The sequence below is a fragment of the Bradyrhizobium sp. HKCCYLS2038 genome (assembly GCF_051167655.1).
Taxonomy (GTDB): domain Bacteria; phylum Pseudomonadota; class Alphaproteobacteria; order Rhizobiales; family Xanthobacteraceae; genus Bradyrhizobium.
The window spans coordinates 101,135-117,504 of record NZ_JBNPTM010000005.1 but is presented as its reverse complement, the minus strand read 5'-3'; the positions used below and the strand labels follow the sequence as shown (position 1 = coordinate 117,504).

The 16,370-nt window shown below is 66.9% G+C and carries 12 protein-coding genes and 1 pseudogene; 7 read left to right on the top strand and 6 right to left on the bottom strand.

The genetic code is table 11. The features are described 5' to 3' along the window. The first annotated feature begins 133 nt into the window (after positions 1–133). Complete coding sequence (locus ACQR1I_RS22505) at positions 134–814, top strand: winged helix-turn-helix domain-containing protein (RefSeq protein ID WP_434868421.1); 681 nt, start codon at positions 134–136, stop codon at positions 812–814. A 7-nt stretch (positions 815–821) separates the two neighbouring features. On the opposite strand, the gene ACQR1I_RS22500 is transcribed toward ACQR1I_RS22505, so the two are convergent. Further along, positions 822–2,681 carry a GAF domain-containing protein gene (locus ACQR1I_RS22500; protein WP_434868422.1) on the bottom strand — a complete coding sequence of 620 codons (1,860 nt, stop codon included), beginning with the start codon at positions 2,679–2,681 and terminating at the stop codon, positions 822–824. 296 nt (positions 2,682–2,977) lie between these two features. On the opposite strand from ACQR1I_RS22500, the gene pufB reads away from it, so the two are divergent. The 6 genes and pseudogenes from pufB (at position 2,978) to ACQR1I_RS22470 (ending at position 10,278) form a co-directional block, all read left to right on the top strand. Further along, complete coding sequence (pufB, locus tag ACQR1I_RS22495; protein ID WP_008963656.1) at positions 2,978–3,133, top strand: light-harvesting antenna LH1, beta subunit; 156 nt, start codon at positions 2,978–2,980, stop codon at positions 3,131–3,133. Positions 3,134–3,143: 10 nt separating this feature from the next. Further along, positions 3,144–3,320: pseudogene (locus ACQR1I_RS22490) on the top strand (light-harvesting protein); the annotation flags it as partial. Positions 3,321–3,683: 363 nt separating this feature from the next. Further along, complete coding sequence (locus tag ACQR1I_RS22485) at positions 3,684–5,144, top strand: PucC family protein (RefSeq protein ID WP_434868460.1); 1,461 nt, start codon at positions 3,684–3,686, stop codon at positions 5,142–5,144. Beyond that, entirely contained in the window at positions 5,141–5,725 is a 585-nt protein-coding gene (locus ACQR1I_RS22480) for a hypothetical protein (protein ID WP_434868423.1), read from the top strand. The genes ACQR1I_RS22485 and ACQR1I_RS22480 overlap by 4 nt, the downstream gene beginning before the upstream one ends. Before the next feature lie 135 nt (positions 5,726–5,860). Next, positions 5,861–7,321 (top strand): sensor histidine kinase, encoded by a 1,461-nt coding sequence (locus ACQR1I_RS22475; RefSeq protein WP_434868424.1) that lies wholly within the window; start codon positions 5,861–5,863, stop codon positions 7,319–7,321. Further along, positions 7,318–10,278 carry a bifunctional [glutamine synthetase] adenylyltransferase/[glutamine synthetase]-adenylyl-L-tyrosine phosphorylase gene (locus ACQR1I_RS22470; RefSeq protein ID WP_434868425.1) on the top strand — a complete coding sequence of 987 codons (2,961 nt, stop codon included), beginning with the start codon at positions 7,318–7,320 and terminating at the stop codon, positions 10,276–10,278. Before ACQR1I_RS22475 ends, ACQR1I_RS22470 begins: the two co-directional genes overlap by 4 nt. A gap of 34 nt (positions 10,279–10,312) precedes the next feature. Here ACQR1I_RS22470 and ACQR1I_RS22465 read toward each other — a convergent pair whose 3' ends face one another. The 5 genes from ACQR1I_RS22465 to ACQR1I_RS22445 are packed head-to-tail and all read right to left on the bottom strand — an operon-like array spanning position 10,313 to position 16,326. After that, positions 10,313–10,558, bottom strand: a complete 246-nt coding sequence (locus tag ACQR1I_RS22465) for a formate dehydrogenase subunit delta (RefSeq protein WP_434868426.1) — start codon at positions 10,556–10,558, stop codon at positions 10,313–10,315. Further along, positions 10,548–11,378: a formate dehydrogenase accessory sulfurtransferase FdhD gene (gene fdhD, locus ACQR1I_RS22460; RefSeq protein ID WP_434868461.1), complete on the bottom strand. Its 831-nt coding sequence runs from the start codon at positions 11,376–11,378 to the stop codon at positions 10,548–10,550. The genes ACQR1I_RS22465 and fdhD overlap by 11 nt, the downstream gene beginning before the upstream one ends. 13 nt (positions 11,379–11,391) lie before the next feature. Continuing rightward, positions 11,392–14,271, bottom strand: coding sequence for a formate dehydrogenase subunit alpha (gene fdhF / locus ACQR1I_RS22455; protein ID WP_434868427.1), 2,880 nt, complete (start codon positions 14,269–14,271; stop codon positions 11,392–11,394). A 25-nt stretch (positions 14,272–14,296) separates the two neighbouring features. Beyond that, on the bottom strand, positions 14,297–15,853 hold the full coding sequence (locus tag ACQR1I_RS22450) for a formate dehydrogenase beta subunit (RefSeq protein WP_434868428.1): 1,557 nt from the start codon (positions 15,851–15,853) through the stop codon (positions 14,297–14,299). After that, positions 15,850–16,326 (bottom strand): formate dehydrogenase subunit gamma, encoded by a 477-nt coding sequence (locus tag ACQR1I_RS22445; RefSeq protein ID WP_434868429.1) that lies wholly within the window; start codon positions 16,324–16,326, stop codon positions 15,850–15,852. Before ACQR1I_RS22445 ends, ACQR1I_RS22450 begins: the two co-directional genes overlap by 4 nt. Between the last annotated feature and the right edge of the window lie 44 nt (positions 16,327–16,370).

The following is a 16,370-nucleotide window of genomic DNA, read 5'->3' as shown; positions in this document are numbered from 1 at the left end:
GGCGGTGAGGTCCCCCAGCCTCACCGCCCACTTTCCTGTCGATCAACCCCGGTCCTCAAGCCGCCTTGCACCGAAACGGCAGCCGGGCCATGTAGATGGACATCGAACCGTGACTGCCGCCCCCGTTTCCGCAATGCGCCTCCTGATCATCGAAGACGACCGCGAGTCCGCCGACTATCTGGTCAAGGCGTTCCGCGAAGTCGGACATGTCGCAGACCTCGCCAGCGACGGCGAGGAGGGGCTCGCCATGGCCGAGAGCGGTGATTACGACGTGCTGGTGGTCGACCGCATGCTGCCCAGGCGCGACGGCCTGTCGCTGATCGGCGCCCTGCGCGACAAGGGCAACCGGACGCCGGTCTTGATCCTGTCCGCGCTGGGCCAGGTCGACGACCGCATCAAGGGCCTGCGCGCCGGCGGCGACGACTATCTGCCCAAGCCTTACGCTTTTGCCGAGCTGCTCGCCCGCGTCGAGGTGCTGTCGCGCCGCCATGGCGGGCCGGCCGAGGAGACGACCTACAAGGTCGGCGATCTCGAGCTCGACCGCCTGTCGCATCGCGTCGCGCGCGGCAAGGACGAATTGACCCTGCAGCCGCGCGAGTTCCGGCTGCTCGAATATCTGATGAAGCATGCCGGACAGGTCGTCACGCGCACGATGCTGCTGGAGAACGTGTGGGACTATCACTTCGATCCGCAGACCAACGTGATCGACGTCCACATCTCGCGGCTGCGCTCCAAGATCGACAAGGGTTTCGACCGCCCGCTGCTGCACACCATCCGCGGCGCGGGATACATGATCCGTGACGGGCTGCGCTAGGCGAGCTTTACGGCGCGCTCAGCCAGCCCTTGGCGATGGCATAGTGGATCAGCTCGACGCGGTTGTGGAAGCCGAGCTTGGTCATGCAGCGCTTCTTGTAGGTCTCGACGCTCTTGACCCCGATCTTCAGCTTCAGCGCAATCGTCTTGGCGCTGTATCCGGCCGCGGTCAGCCGCGCGACCTCGACCTCGCGCAGGCTGAGCTCGCCAGCGGACGGTGCGTCGGCCCGGCTTGCAGCGGGGCGCTCCCGCGTGCGCTGGTCGACCCGGCCCAGCACGACCTCGAGCAGCGCCACGCGGAGCCGCTGCGCGGCTTCGATCTCGGCCTCGAGCCAGGGCGAGGCGTGCAGCCGGACCTGCTGCTGCCACATCGCAAAGCTGGTTCGCGGCGTCAGCATCTGACGCTCGCCTTGCTCCGCCTTGGTGGGACGTCCGGCCCAGTTGACCGTCCTGACCAGCTCGGGCCGGAACCAGAGCATGTAGTCGCGCGCGGTCTTGGAGCCCGACAAGGCGAGCATTCCGCTCGCGACGGCGGCGAAGCGTTCCGCGCGCGGATAGATCAGCGGCAGCTGGTCGGTCTGGAACACGTCATCGGTCACGGTCGCGCTCAGCCAGCCGACAAGGGCCTCGATCTCGTCGCGATCCGGCGTGGCGCCGATGTGGGTGAAGTGGCCGTCGATCCACAGGCCGACGCCGCCGGCGGGAACGAGGTCGAGCAGATTGGGCCGCGAGCGGATCAGCCCGGCCGCGAGCTCGGATTCCTGGCTCAGACGATTGAGCAGATCCTCATGGACCGCAGCGCTGCGCTGCTGGATTTTGAGGCTTTCGGCGGCAAGCCGCGCCTCGAGCTGCGACGACACCATCTCCGCGAACAGCTCGCACGCCGCGCGCAAGCCATGCGGCAGGTAGCGCGGCTCGCGATGATGGCAAGCAATCAGCCCCCACAGCCGGCCGCGGACGATGATCGACATCGACATCGACGCCACCACGCCCATGTTGGCGAGGTATTGGCGATGGATCGGCGACACGCTGCGCAACGTGCTCGGGCCGAGATCGAGCGTCGCGGAGGAGGGCGCATCTGGCAGGGCCAGGATCGGCGCCGCTTCATAGCGCGCATCGGGGATCGTGCGAATCCAGTTGGTGCAGTAGAGCTCGCGCGCCTGCTTCGGGATATCGGACGCAGGGTAGTGCAGGCCGAGAAACGATTCGACGCCGGGGCTCGCGGCCTCGGCGATGACGGAACCGCTGCCGTCATCGATGAAGCGATACAGCATCACCCGATCGAAGCCGATCAGGCGCCTGACCTCGTCGACTACCGCCTGGCAGAACGACGGCGTTGCGTCGGTCTGCTGGACGCTGCGGAGCATGCTCGTGACGGCCGCGAGCGGATTGTCGGGCGGCTGCTCACGGCGGGGCTCGATCTCGAGCACCAGCAGGGCGCCGCTGCGAAACGCTGTCACGTCGGCGCTGGTCGAAGCCGGCGATCCGGCCACACTGCTGAAGGCATGCACCGCGCGCGCCGGGCCTGCGCCTGCTGCCAGCCCGTGCAGCCGCCGCAGCTGGTCGGCAGAAAACAGCGTCGCAACGTGCTCGCCGAGCAGCGTCTGCGCCGGCCTGCGCAGCAGGCCCAGCGTGTCGCCGCCGGCATGGGTGATTCGCTGCCGGTCCGGCGCGAACGCCAGCAGCGCACCATGCGGCTGGATCGCGCCCGGCCGGTGGATCGGCTCGCGGTCGCAAGGCGTCAGGTCCGTCGCATCGACGCTGCCGGCGGAGGCCGCGCTCTCCGAGATGGGATCGATGGCTCGCGTCGTCACCACGCCCTCGCTGAACGGCTGACCGTCGCTTATCGGCGCGACTGGCGGGCCCATCAGGACTCTCGCTGTCCGGGATGATCCTGACAGCCGTCAATGTCCATTATATTTGACATTAACGCATGTAAATCAGATTTTACGTGCGGCGGTTCCCGTCCGGTTCCCGGATGGGAACACCGCCAGTCTGGACAACAAAACGCTGCTCATGCGGGCCGGCGGTGGCACCGTCGTGCGCGGATTGAACCGGTTGCCTAAGTCCAGGTGCGAGCCCTGCGCTCGCGAAGGTGAATTGCGGCCCGACGCGGGGGCAGCACGAGACCAACCACGAGGACGACAACACAGGAGGTAACCTGATGCCGGATGATCCCAACAGAGTTTGGCCGACGGGACTGACGATCCCGGAATCGGAGGAGTTGCACAAGCATGTCATCGACGGCGCACGCGTATTCTTCGTGATCGCGTGTGTCGCGCACCTGCTGGCGTATATCTATTCGCCCTGGCTGCATTGAGGGGGCTGCCATGAATCAAGGTCGTATCTGGTGCGTGGTCAACCCCACCGTCGGCTTGCCGCTGTTTCTCGGAAGCGTCGCGCTCACCTCGCTGTGCGTCCACTACACGATCCTGTCGCACACCTCCTGGATGGGCGCCTACTGGGAAGGCGGCAAGTCCAAGAAGGCGTCTCTCGAGGAGACGGTGTCGCCGGTGGCCCTGAATACGCAGGCCGTGCCGGGCTATGTCATTTCGGTCGCTCCCGCGGCTGGTGACAGCGCACGGCCCGCCTCGTCCTTCGTGGTCACGGTCGCGCCTGCTCCTGCGCAGGTTCAAGCTGCGGCTGACGACGCCGCGCCACAGGCGCCGGACCGGGTTTCGCTCGCGACACTCGCGCCGCGCGACGCCAAATAGCCGTTCGTGAGAACGGACGGCGGCGAACTGAAAAGGTCCGGGATCTGCGGATCCCGGCCACCTTCATGGTCACGACGAAAGCCGGCGCGCCCCTGAATGATGGTGCGCATCTGCTCGGACGATTCCAGTGATGATGAACCGTTGATCTCAGTGATGATGAACCGTGTCAGCCAGAATTTGATGAAGAGCTGGATCGGGTTGGGATCACGCTTCCTGCCCTTTGCAGACGCCGCGACGCCCGATCTGCCGCTCTCCCGGCTGCTTCGGCTGTCGCTGTTTCAGGTCTCGGTGGGCATGTCGCTGGTGCTTCTGATCGGCACGCTCAATCGTGTGATGATCGTCGAACTCGGGGTGCCGGCATCGCTCGTCGGCATCATGCTGTCGCTGCCGCTGATCTTCGCTCCGTTCCGTGCCGTGATCGGATTCCGCTCCGATACGCACCGCTCCGAACTCGGCTGGAAGCGCGTGCCCTTCATCTACAAGGGGACGATGCTGCAGTTCGGCGGCCTCGCCATCATGCCATTCGCGCTGCTGGTGCTGTCCGGCGGCGGCCAGGCTGCCGGCGCGCCGGCCTGGATCGGTCAGCTCGGCGCCGCGCTGTCCTTCCTGCTGGTCGGGGTTGGATTGCATATGACACAGACCGTCGGGCTCGCCCTCGCGACGGATCTTGCGCCGGTCGAGTCGCAGCCGAAGGTGGTCGGGCTGATGTATGTGATGCTGCTGTTCGGCACCATCGCCAGCGCGCTGTTGTTCGGCATCCTGCTCGCGAATTTCAGTCCGGCGCGTCTGGTCCAGGTCATCCAGGGCACCGCCATCGCGACCATCGTGTTCAACGCCACCGCGTTGTGGAAGATGGAGGCGCGCGGCCGCGCGACGACGACGGCCCGGCGGCAGCCCAGCTTCCGGGAATCCTGGGACAGCTATGTCAGCGGCGGGCAGGCGATGCGCCGGCTCGTGACCATCGGCCTCGGCACCATGGCATTCAGCATGGAGGATGTCCTGCTTGAGCCCTATGGCGGGCAGATACTGCATCTCACGGTGGGAGACACCACCAAGCTCACTGCGGCTCTTGCGGTCGGCGGCCTGTCCGGATTCGGCCTGGCTTCGCGAATCCTGAGCCGCGGCTTCGATCCGTTCCGCATGGCCGGCTACGGCGTGCTGGCCGGCATCCCGGCATTCATTGCGGTGATCGCTGCCGCGCCGCTGTCGTCCGCCGCGCTGTTTGCCCTCGGCACGTTTCTGATCGGCTTCGGCGCAGGCCTGTTCGGCCACGGAACTCTCACCGCCACCATGAAGTCGGCGCCGCAGGAGCAGACCGGTCTCGCTCTCGGCGCCTGGGGAGCGGTCCAGGCGTCGGCCGCCGGCGTGGCGATCGCGCTCGGCGGGGTCATCCGTGACCTCGTTGCTGCCGCAGCACCGCAGAACGCACTGGGCGCCGCGGCAGGATATGTTTCGGTCTACGCGTTGGAAATCGTCATGCTGCTTGCCACGCTGTTGATCATGGCCCGTCTCGTTCGCCCCGGCGAGCTCGGGCTTTCTTCGGACCGGAGCGTCAGGTCGAGAGTGCGGCACGACAACGGCGAAGTCCGCACCACATTAGAATGGAAAGAGCCATGAGCCAGACGATCTGTCGGATGTACCCAACGCCTGCGCAGGCAGCGAACGCAAAGCTGGAGCTCGAGCACGCGGGCTATTCCGACGTCCATCTCGTCTCGAGCAACAGCGTGGGCGAGTCCGATGACGATCTCATCGCGGCCATCACCCGGGGATACGTCCTGAAGTCTCACGCGCGTGTCTACGCGCAGGGGATCCGCAAAGGCGGATCCCTGGTGACCGTGCACGCGCCGTTCACCGGCGCTGGCAAGGCGCTACGGATCCTCGCCAAGTACGGCCCGATCGAGTCCGGCATCACCGAGCCCGAGAGCCATGTGATGCCGTGGAACGAAGCGACGCCGATGTCGTGCATCCTGCAGATGCCGGTCCTGCTCGACGATCCGACGCCGTTTGCCAAATTCTGGAACGTCCCGGAGCTTGCGAGCAGCACGTTCTCGCTGTCGGCGGTCTTGGGCATTCCCCTGCTGAAGTCGTCCGATCCGGGGACCTCGTCGTTCAATCTGGCGCTGCTCAGCCGCGATCCGACGCCACTGTCCTCGCTGTTGGGCCTGCCGACGCTCACCGGACGATCCGCGCGACGGTAAATGCCGGCCGTGGGAGACGCTGCGTGACCGGCGCCGTTCATGAACGCTTTGTCACTTCTGGCTAGCCTGCCCGTTTGATAGGTTCGACGATCTGGCCCGGACGGCCGGGAGGTTGAGCGCTTTGAGGGCAGGTTAGTGACGGCTTTCGGCAAGCTGATAAGGACCACGGCGTTCCGGCTGACGCTGGTCTATCTGCTGTTGTTTGCGCTGTTCGCCGCCTCGCTGCTCGGCTACTTCGCCTGGAACACCCGCCGCCTCATCACCGAGCAGATTTCGACCACGGTCAGCTCGGAGATCGGCGAAATGACCGACATCTTCTCCCGCTGGGGCCTGCGCGGGATCGTCGGCGCGATCGAGAGCCGCGCGCTGCGGCCCGGGGCCAATCTCTATCTCATCACCACGCCGACGGGGCAGATGATCGCCGGCAATGTCGGCTCGCTTGCGCCCGGCGTGATGGGCTCGTCCGGCTGGTCGGAGACGTTCTATCGCCGGTTAGACGACGGCAGCGAGCATAACCATCGCGCGCTGGTCTATGTCACGCAGCTGGAGAGCGGCTTTCGTCTGCTGATCGGCCGCGATCTCGAGGAGCGGCGGCGGCTGTTCGGCATCGTCGCGAAGGCGGCGCAATGGTCGGTGCTGGTGGTCGTCGTGCTCGGCATCGGCGGCGGCATCTTCGTCGCGCGGCGGGTGCTGCACCGAATCGATGCCATGACCGGCACGACCCGCACGATCATGGCCGGTGACCTTTCGGGGCGGCTGCCGGTCGGGCGCAGCGGCGACGAGCTCGACCGCCTGGCCGAGAACCTCAACGCGATGCTGGAACGCATCGAGGCGCTGATGACCGGCCTCAAGGAGGTCTCCGACAACATCGCGCACGATCTGAAGACGCCTCTGACGCGCTTGCGCAACCGCGCCGAGGAGGCGCTGGCGAAGTCGCGCTCGGAAGAGGAATATCGCAGCGCGCTGGAGCGCACGATCGAGGAGTCCGACGGCCTGATCCGCACCTTCAATGCGCTGCTGATGATCGCACGCGCCGAGTCCGGGCAGGCGCGCGGCGACATGGTCGAGTTCGACGCCGCCGACGTGGCCGGCGGCATTCACGAACTGTACGAGCCGCTCGCCGAGGACAACGAGATGACCTTGCGCGTCAAGGCTGCGGCGGCGCCGGTGCATGGCAATCGCGAGCTGATCAGCCAGGCGCTCGCCAATCTCGTCGAGAACGCCATCAAATACGGCAAGCCGGCGGCGCTGCCGCTCGATCCGGTTGCCGCGGCTGCAAGCCGTGAGATTGTGATCGAGGCGCGGCGCGAGGGCGGCCAGGTGCTGCTCAGCGTCACGGATCATGGCGAAGGCATCCCGGAGGCCGAGCGCAAGCGCGCAGTGGAGCGTTTCGTGCGGCTCGAAGCGAGCCGCACATTGCCGGGTTCCGGGCTCGGACTCAGTCTGGCCTCCGCGGTTGCGACCTTGCATGGCGGTGAACTCAGGCTCGCCGACGCCAGGCCAGGGCTGATCGCAACGCTCGTTCTGCCCGCCGGTGCGGGCGTGCCCGCGAAGCTTGCGGCGCCGACGCAGGATGTGCCACAGAAGGCCGCATGACCTCATCCGCGCCGGGAAACGCGGACGGGCGGATTCTGGCCGGGCGTTTCGTAGCCGGCCCGCATGTCCGTGCGCCCGACAAAGCCGAACACCGTCTGCAAGACTGGCTCGCCGAGCTCGAGCCCGCTCAGTCAGTCGCCTTGCGAGAACTGCTCGCCGATGGCTGGGCGCGTACCATCCTGCTCGGCATCGCCGAGTGCTCACCCTATCTGTTCGACCTCATCCGCGCCGACGCCCACCGCCTTGAGCGCCTGCTGCGCTGTGAGCCGACGTCGCATCTCGCTGACCTGATCGCGCGCACCGGCCGCGAGGTGTTCGCTGCCGGCAACGAGGCCGAGGTGATGCGGCTGCTGCGGCAGCTGAAGGCGGAGGCAGCGCTGTTGATCGCCTTGTGCGACATCGGCGGGGTCTGGCCTGTTATGCAGGTGACGGCGGCGCTGACCGACGTCGCGGTGTCCTCGGTACAGATGGCATTGCGCCATCTGCTGCGCCAGGAAACGGTGCGCGGCCGGCTCGCCCCTCGCGACGCCGACGACCCGGAGCAGGGCTGCGGCCTGTTCGTGCTCGCCATGGGCAAGATGGGCGCGGGCGAGCTGAACTATTCGAGCGACATCGACCTGATCGTTTTCTTCGATCCCGAGCGCCATTCGCTCGCCCGCGACATCGAGCCGCAGCCGTTCTTCGTCCGCGTCACCCAGGCGCTGGCGCGGCTGCTGCAAAGCCGGACCGCCGACGGCTACGTGTTCCGTGTCGACCTGCGGCTGCGGCCGGATCCCGCCTCGACGCAGGTGGCGATGTCGACAGAGGCGGCGCTGCACTACTACGAGCGCGAAGGCCGCACCTGGGAGCGCGCCGCGATGATCAAGGCCCGCGTCTGTGCCGGCGACATCGTCGCGGGCGAGGCCATGATCGCCGAGCTGTCGCCGTTCGTCTGGCGCAAGCATCTCGACTTCCAGGCGCTGACCGACGTCCACGACATGAAGCGGCAGATGCAGGTCTATCGCGGCCACAGCGAGATCGCGGTCGAAGGTCACAACGTCAAGGTCGGCCGCGGCGGCATCCGCGAGATCGAATTTTTTGCCCAGACGCAGCAATTGATCGCCGGCGGCCGGCATCCAGAGCTGCGCGTGCGTCCGACCTTGCAGGCGCTCGACGTGCTCACGAGCAGCAACTGGATCACCGCGCAGGCCCGCGATGAGCTCGGTGTCGCCTATGAGTTCCTGCGCCGGGTCGAGCACCGCCTGCAGATGATGGCGGACGAGCAGATCCACAGTCTGCCCGACGATGTCGAAGGGGTCGGGCGGTTCGCGTGCTTCTTCGGCTACGAGACCCGTGAGGCGTTCGCGACGGATCTTCTGTTTCAGCTCGGCGTGGTGCAGGGGCACTATGCCCGGCTGTTCGAAGGCGATCCCACGGGAACGGTGAGCCTGCCGCCGGTGAACTATGGCGCCGGGCCGGACGAACATCGCCTGTTGGAGCATCTGGCCGCGCTCGGTTTCCGCGATCCGCTCATGGTCGCCAAAACGCTGCAGCGATGGCTGGCGGGCGAGTACCGCGTGTTCCGCTCTGAGGCGACCCGGGCCAGCTTCACCGAGTTCCTGCCCGCGCTGATAGACGGTCTCGCTCACGCCGACGAGCCGGATCGCGCCGTGGTCGCGTTCGACGGCTTCCTGCAGGCGCTGCAGCTCGGCGGCCGCCTGATCACCCTGCTCGGGCAGAACCGCGATCTCGTCGCGCTGGTGGCGCTCGTGCTCGGTGCGGCGCCGCGGCTCAGTGACATGCTGGCGCGGCAGCCGCGGCTGATGGACGGCCTGATCGATCCGCGCTTCTTCGGTGCGATGCCGGACCAGCGCGAGCTGTCGCAGCGTCTTGCGGCGACCCTGCAGGATGCCGGCACCTATGAGGAATTCCTCGATCGTCTCAGGCTGTTCGGCCAGGAGAGCCTGTTCCTGATCGGCACGCGCATTCTCTCAGGGACGGTGTCGGCGCAGCAGGCTGGCACGGCGTTCGCCGACGTCGCCGAGGGCATCGTGCACACCGTGCATGATCTCGTGACCGAGCACTTCGCCGCTCAGCACGGCCGCATCAAGGGGCAGGAGACGGCGATCATCGCGATGGGCCGGCTCGGGGCGCGCGAGATGACGGCCTCGTCGGATCTCGATCTGATCCTGCTGTATGATTTCGACGCCGACGAACCGGACTCGGATGGCGAGCGCCCGCTGCAGGGCGCGCACTACTTCGCTCGCTTCACGCAGCGGCTGATCTCGGCCTTTACCTCGCGCACCAACTACGGCGTGCTGTACGACATCGACATGCGGCTGCGGCCGTCGGGCCGCGCCGGCCCGCTCGCCTCCCACATCGATTCCTTCGCGCATTATCAGGAACAGGAGGCGTGGACCTGGGAGCACATGGCGCTGACGCGCGCGCGGGTGATCTCAGCGTCACCGGCGTTCCGCGCCCGCGTCGAGGCGATCATCCAGACGGCGCTACAGCGCCGGCGCGACGCCGAGGCGATCGCCCGTGACGTGGCCGACATGCGCCGCGCGATCGCGGCCGAGAAGGGCGAGGCGGATCTGTGGGACCTCAAGCACGCCGCCGGCGGCATGGTCGACATCGACTTCGTCGCGCAATATCTGCAGCTCGTGCATGCCGCGACCAAGCCGGAGATCCTCGACGTCAGCTCGCTGCAGGTGCTCGATCACGCCGAGCGGCTCGAAGTGCTGTCGCGTTCGGATGCCGTGATCCTGCGCCAGGCGGCGCGGCTCTATCATGATCTGACGCAGATTCTGCGTCTATGCGTCAGCGACAAGTTCAAGCCGGATCAAGCCGGCGAGGACCTGCTGCGGGTGCTGGCGCGCGCCGGCGACGCACCGGACTTCTCGGCGCTGGAGGCACGCCTGCGCGAGACGCAAGGCGAGGTGCGCCGCGTGTTCACGGCGCTGCTGGAGGGGGAGTAGGATCTGGGAGCGATCGCCCAGCGTCGTCGTGTGGCTACGCCTTCTCCTTCGCGACCGCCGCGGCCTTCAGCTTGCCGATCGCTTCGTTCACGGCTGGGTCCAGCCCGGCGCCGCCCGCGTCGTGGTGGGCGTAGATCGTCTTCAACATCCGCGGGTCCCAGAACTTCTTGATGTGCTCGGCGACGCCGGCGACTTCCTTGTCGTGGCCCTGGCTCTGGAAGAATTTTCCGATCTGGTTGGCCATGTAGACGAGGCGATCGTGGGTGCTGCTATGCGACATGGGACTTGTCCGTCTGTGTAGAGCGCGCGCCAGCCTCGGGGCTGATCCGCTCGGGATGGGTGAAGATTTCAAAACCGTCGTTGCGGGCCACCGCAATCAGCGTGATGCCGGCAGCCTCCGCCAGGCGGATGGCCAGCGCGGTCGGTGCTGACACCGCGACCAGAATGGGCGCACCCATCGCCGCGGCCTTCTGCACCAGCTCGACCGAGACGCGGCTGGTCATGATGACGAGGCCTTCGCTCGCCGTGCTGTGCGTCTGCGCGAGGTGGCCGGCAAGCTTGTCGAGCGCGTTGTGACGGCCGACGTCCTCGCGAAGTGCAACGATGCCGCGGGCAGGGGTCCAAAATGCCGCGGCGTGCACGGCACGGGTTTCGTGGTTCAGCTTCTGCAGCGGCTCGATCGCGGCCAGCGCCGCCATGACGTCACGGGGCGTGAAGCTTCGGCCCTGGGGCACATGTGCCGCCGGCCGCACCGCTTCAGCAAGGGAGTCGATGCCGCACAGGCCGCAGCCGGTGGGGCCGGCGATGTTGCGGCGGCGCTGGGCGAGGCGTTCGGCGAGGGCATCGGGGAGCCACATCCGCAGCTCGATGCCGTCATCGAGCTCGACGACATCGAGCGAGGTGATGTCGTCGCGGCTCGTGATGAGGCCCTCGTTGAGGCTGAAGCCGATGGCGAAGTCGGAGAGGTCGTGCGGCGTCGCCATCATGACGGCCTGGGTGCCGCCATTATAGGTCAGTGCGACCGCGGTCTCCTCCGGCACGCGGCGGTGGCCCTCGGTGAGGGCTCCGTCGCGCCAGACCAGACGATCCGCGATGCGCACTGCATCTCGCATGCTACTCCGCCGCCTCCACGATCGGGGCGATGCGGCGCGAGTTGCGGGCCTGCTCGTCATAGGCCTTCTGCCAGTCCGACGGCCCGTTGGACTGCGAGACCTGCACGGCAGTGACCTTGTACTCAGGACAGTTGGTCGCCCAATCGGAGTAGTCCGTGGTGATGACGTTGGCCTGCGTGAGCGGGTGATGGAACGTGGTGTAGACCACGCCCGGCGCCACGCGCTCCGAGATCAGCGCATGCAGTGTGGTCTCGCCGGCGCGGCTGGTCAGCCGCACCCAGTCGCCGTCGCGAATGCCGCGCTGCTCGGCGTCGTGCGGATGGATCTCCAGCACATCCTCGCCATGCCACACCACATTGTCGGTGCGCCGCGTCTGGGCGCCGACATTGTACTGCGACAGGATGCGGCCGGTGGTCAGCAGCAGCGGGAAGCGCGGGCCGGTGCGCTCGTCGGTCGCGACATATTCGGTGACCACGAACTTGCCCTTGCCGCGGACGAATCCGTCGACATGCATGATCGGCGAGCCCTCCGGATACTTCTCGTTGCAGGGCCACTGCACCGAGCCCATCTCCTCGAGCTTCTGGTAGGAGACGCCGGTGAAGGTCGGCGTCAGCGCCGCGATCTCGTCCATGATCTCGGAAGGGTGGCTGTACGTCATCTCGAAGCCCATCGCCTTGGCCAGGCCGATCGTGACCTCCCAGTCGGCGAGGCCGTTGAGCGGGGTCATCACCTTGCGGACGCGCTGGATACGGCGCTCGGCATTGGTGAAGGTGCCGTCCTTCTCCAGGAAGGTCGAGCCGGGCAGGAAGACGTGGGCGTAGTTGGCGGTCTCGTTCAGGAACAGGTCCTGCACGATCACGCACTCCATCGACGACAGCGCCTGCACGACATGCGTGGTGTTGGGATCGGACTGCAGGATGTCCTCGCCCTGCACGTAGAGGCCCTTGAAGGTGCCGTCGATCGCGGAGTCGAACATGTTGGGGATGCGCAGGCCCGGCTCAGGGTTGAGCTTGACGTTCCACATCGCCTCGAACTGATCGCGCACCGCGTCGCCCGAGATGTGCCGGTAGCCCGGCAGCTCGTGCGGGAACGAGCCCATATCGCAGGAGCCCTGCACGTTGTTCTGGCCGCGCAGCGGGTTCACGCCGACGCCGCGGCGGCCGATATTGCCGGTGGCCATCGCGAGGTTGGCGATCGCGATCACCGTGGTCGAGCCCTGGCTGTGCTCGGTGACTCCAAGGCCATAATAGATCGCGCCGTTGCCGCCCTTGGCATAGAGCCGGGCCGCGCCGCGGATCGCTTCCGGATCGACGCCGGAGATCGCGGCGATCGCCTCGGGGCTGTTCTTCTCCAGCGCGACGAACTCGGCCCAGTCCTGGAATTCGCTCCAGTCGCAGCGCTCGCGCACGAAGGTCTCGTTGACGAGGCCCTCGGTGACGATGACATGCGCCAGCGCGGTCAGGATGGCGACATTGGTGCCGGGCAGCAGCGGCAGGTGATAGTCCGCCTTGATGTGCGCCGACTTCACGAGGTCGATCTTGCGCGGATCGACGACGATCAGCTTGGCGCCCTGGCGCAGCCGCTTCTTCATGCGCGAGCCGAATACCGGATGCGCATCGGTCGGGTTGGCGCCGATCACCATGATCACGTCGGAATCCTCGACCGAGTCGAAGTCCTGCGTGCCGGCGGAGGTGCCGAAGGTGGTGGCGAGGCCGTAGCCGGTCGGCGAGTGGCAGACGCGGGCGCAGGTGTCGACATTGTTGTTGCCGAAGCCCGCGCGGATCAGCTTCTGCACCAGATAGGTCTCTTCGTTGGTGCAGCGGGAGGAGGTGATGCCGCCGATCGAGTCGCGGCCATACTTGGCCTGCAGGCTGCGCATCTTGTCGGCTGCGAATTTGAAGGCCTCGTCGTAGGAGACCTCGCGCCAGGGCTGGTCGATGGTCTCGCGGATCATCGGCTTGAGGATGCGCTCCTTGTGGGTCGCATAGCCCCAGGCGAAGCGGCCCTTGACGCAGGAATGGCCGCGATTGGCCTTGCCGTCCTTGTAGGGCACCATGCGCACGACTTCCTCGCCGCGCATCTCCGCCTTGAAGGTGCAGCCGACGCCGCAATAGGCGCAGGTGGTGACCGCCGAATGCTCCGGCTGGCCGATCTCGATCACGCTCTTCTCGGTCAGGGTCGCGGTCGGGCAGGCCTGCACGCAGGCGCCGCAGGAGACGCATTCGGAGCCGAGGAAGCTCTCGCTCATGCCGGGCGACACCCGGCTGTCGAAGCCGCGGCCGGAGATGGTCAGCGCGAAGGTGCCTTGCACTTCCTCGCAGGCGCGGACGCAGCGCGAGCAGACGATGCACTTGGAGGGATCGTAGGTGAAATAGGGGTTGGACTCGTCCTTCGGCAGCCAGGCCGGATTGGCCTCGCCGCAGGCGTCGGCGAACACGTGGTTCTCACCCTGGTTGCCGTAGCGCACGTCACGCAGGCCGACCGCGCCGGCCATGTCCTGCAGCTCGCAATCGCCGTTGGCGGCGCAGGTCAGACAGTCGAGCGGATGGTCGGAGATGTAGAGCTCCATCACGCCTTTGCGCAGCTTCTTCAGCCGCTCGGTCTGGGTGTGCACGACGAGGCCCTGTCCCACCGGCGTGGTGCAGGAGGCCGGCGTGCCGGCGCGGCCTTCGACCTCGACGAGGCAGAGGCGGCAGGAGCCGAACGCGTCGACCATGTCGGTCGCGCAAAGCTTCGGGATCTGCGTGCCGGCCTCCATGGCCGCGCGCATGATCGAGGTGCCCTCGGGAACGGTGATGCTCTGGCCGTCGATGGTCAAGGTGACCATCTTCTCGGACTTGGAGAGCGGCGTTCCGTAATCGGTTTCGTGGATGAGCGACATGGCTGGTGTCCTTATTCCCGAAATTCTATTCCGCAGCCTGCAGGTGCGGCTGCTGAGGTCCGAAGTCTTCGCGGAAGTGCTTCAGCGCCGAGAGCACAGGGTAGGGCGTGAAGCCCCCGAGTGCACAGAGCGATCCGAGCTTCATAGTGCCGCAGAGGTCTTCGACCAGGGCGATGTTCTCGGCGACGCGCTCGCCGCGGCGGATCTTGTCGATGGTCTCGGCGCCGCGCGTCGAGCCGATGCGGCAGGGCGTGCACTTGCCGCAGGATTCGATGGCGCAGAACTCCATCGCGAAGCGCGCCTGCTTCGACATGTCGACGGTGTCGTCGAACACGACGATGCCGCCATGGCCGATCAGGCCGTCCTTGGCGGCGAACGCCTCGTAGTCGAACGGCGTATCGAACAGCGCGCGGGGGAAATAGGCGCCGAGCGGGCCGCCGACCTGCACCGCACGGACGGGGCGGCCGGTGAAGGTGCCGCCGCCGATCTCCTCGACCAGCTCGCCCAGCGTGATGCCGAACGCGGTCTCGAACAGGCCGCCGAACTTGACGTTCCCTGCGATCTGGATCGGCATCGTGCCGCGTGAGCGTCCCATGCCGAACTCGGCATAGGCCTTGGCGCCTTCGTCGAGGATGAAGGGGATCGCCGCGAACGACAGCAGGTTGTTGACCACGGTCGGCTTGCCGAACAGGCCATGATGGGCGGGCAGCGGCGGCTTGGCGCGGACGAGGCCGCGCTTGCCTTCGAGGCTCTCCATCAGCGCGGTCTCTTCGCCGCAGACATAGGCGCCGGCGCCGGTGCGAACTTCGAGCTCGAAGGTGTAGTTGGAGCCCGCGATCTTGTCGCCGAGCAGGCCGGCCTTCTTGGCGATGTCGATCGCCTTGGTCATGGTCGCGATGGCGTGCGGATATTCCGAGCGCGTGTAGATGTAGCCCTTGGTGGCGCCCACCGCGATGCCGCAGATGGTCATGCCTTCGATCAGCACGAAGGGATCGCCTTCCATCAGCATGCGGTCGGCGAAGGTGCCGCTGTCGCCCTCGTCGGCGTTGCAGATGACGTATTTGCGGTCGGCTGCGGTCTGCGACACCGTCTTCCACTTGATGCCGGTCGGGAAGCCGGCGCCGCCGCGGCCGCGCAGGCCCGACGTGGTGACCTCGGCAATGACTGCGTCCGGCGACAAGGTCAGGGCGCGCGTGAGACCCTTGTAGCCGCCATGGGCGCGGTAGTCTTCCAGCGACAGCGGATCGACGACGCCGCAGCGGACGAAGGTGAGGCGGGTCTGCCGCTTCAGCCACGGAATCTCCTCGGTCAGCCCGAGCGAGAGCTTGTGCGGCTTGTCGGCGATGACGGCGTCGAGCAGCGACGGCACGTCGTCAGCGGTGACGGGGCCGAAGCCGAACCGGCCCTGCGCCGTCTCCAGCTCGACCAGCGGCTCGAGCCAGTACAACCCACGCGAGCCGTTGCGGACGATCTCGATTTCGACACCGCGCGCGAGCGCCTCGCGGTGCAGCGCCTGCGCAACCTCATCGGCGCCGACGGCGAGCGCGCCGGCATCACACGGGACAAAAAGACGCACGCTCATCGTTGGGCCTCCGAGACGAGGGCATCGATCCGGGCTTCGTCGAGCCGGCCGACCAGCCGGCCGTCGAGCATCGCCGAGGGCGCGGTCGCGCACAGGCCGAGGCAGTAGATCGGCTCCAGCGTGACGCGTTCGTCGGCCGTCGTGTTGCCCATGGCGATGCCGAGCTTGGCCTCGGCGCGCGCCGCGAGCGCATCACCGCCGGCGGCCTGGCAGGCCTCGGCGCGGCACAGCTTCAGCACGTGGCGGCCGGCCTTCTTGGCCCGGAAATCATGGTAGAACGTGAACACGCCGTAAACCTCGGCGCGTGACAGGTTGAGAGCGGATGCGATCATTGGAAGGGCATCCTCGGGCACGTAGCCGAACGCCTCCTGCAACGCATGGAGGATGGGCAAGGTTGCTCCCTCCATCTGGCTATGTTCGGCGATGATCTCGGCGCCGCGCGCCGCGTCCCAACTTTCGTACACCGGCGTCATCCTGATCCCGATTCTGCGTTGCAAGCGTTTCGCACATACAAGTT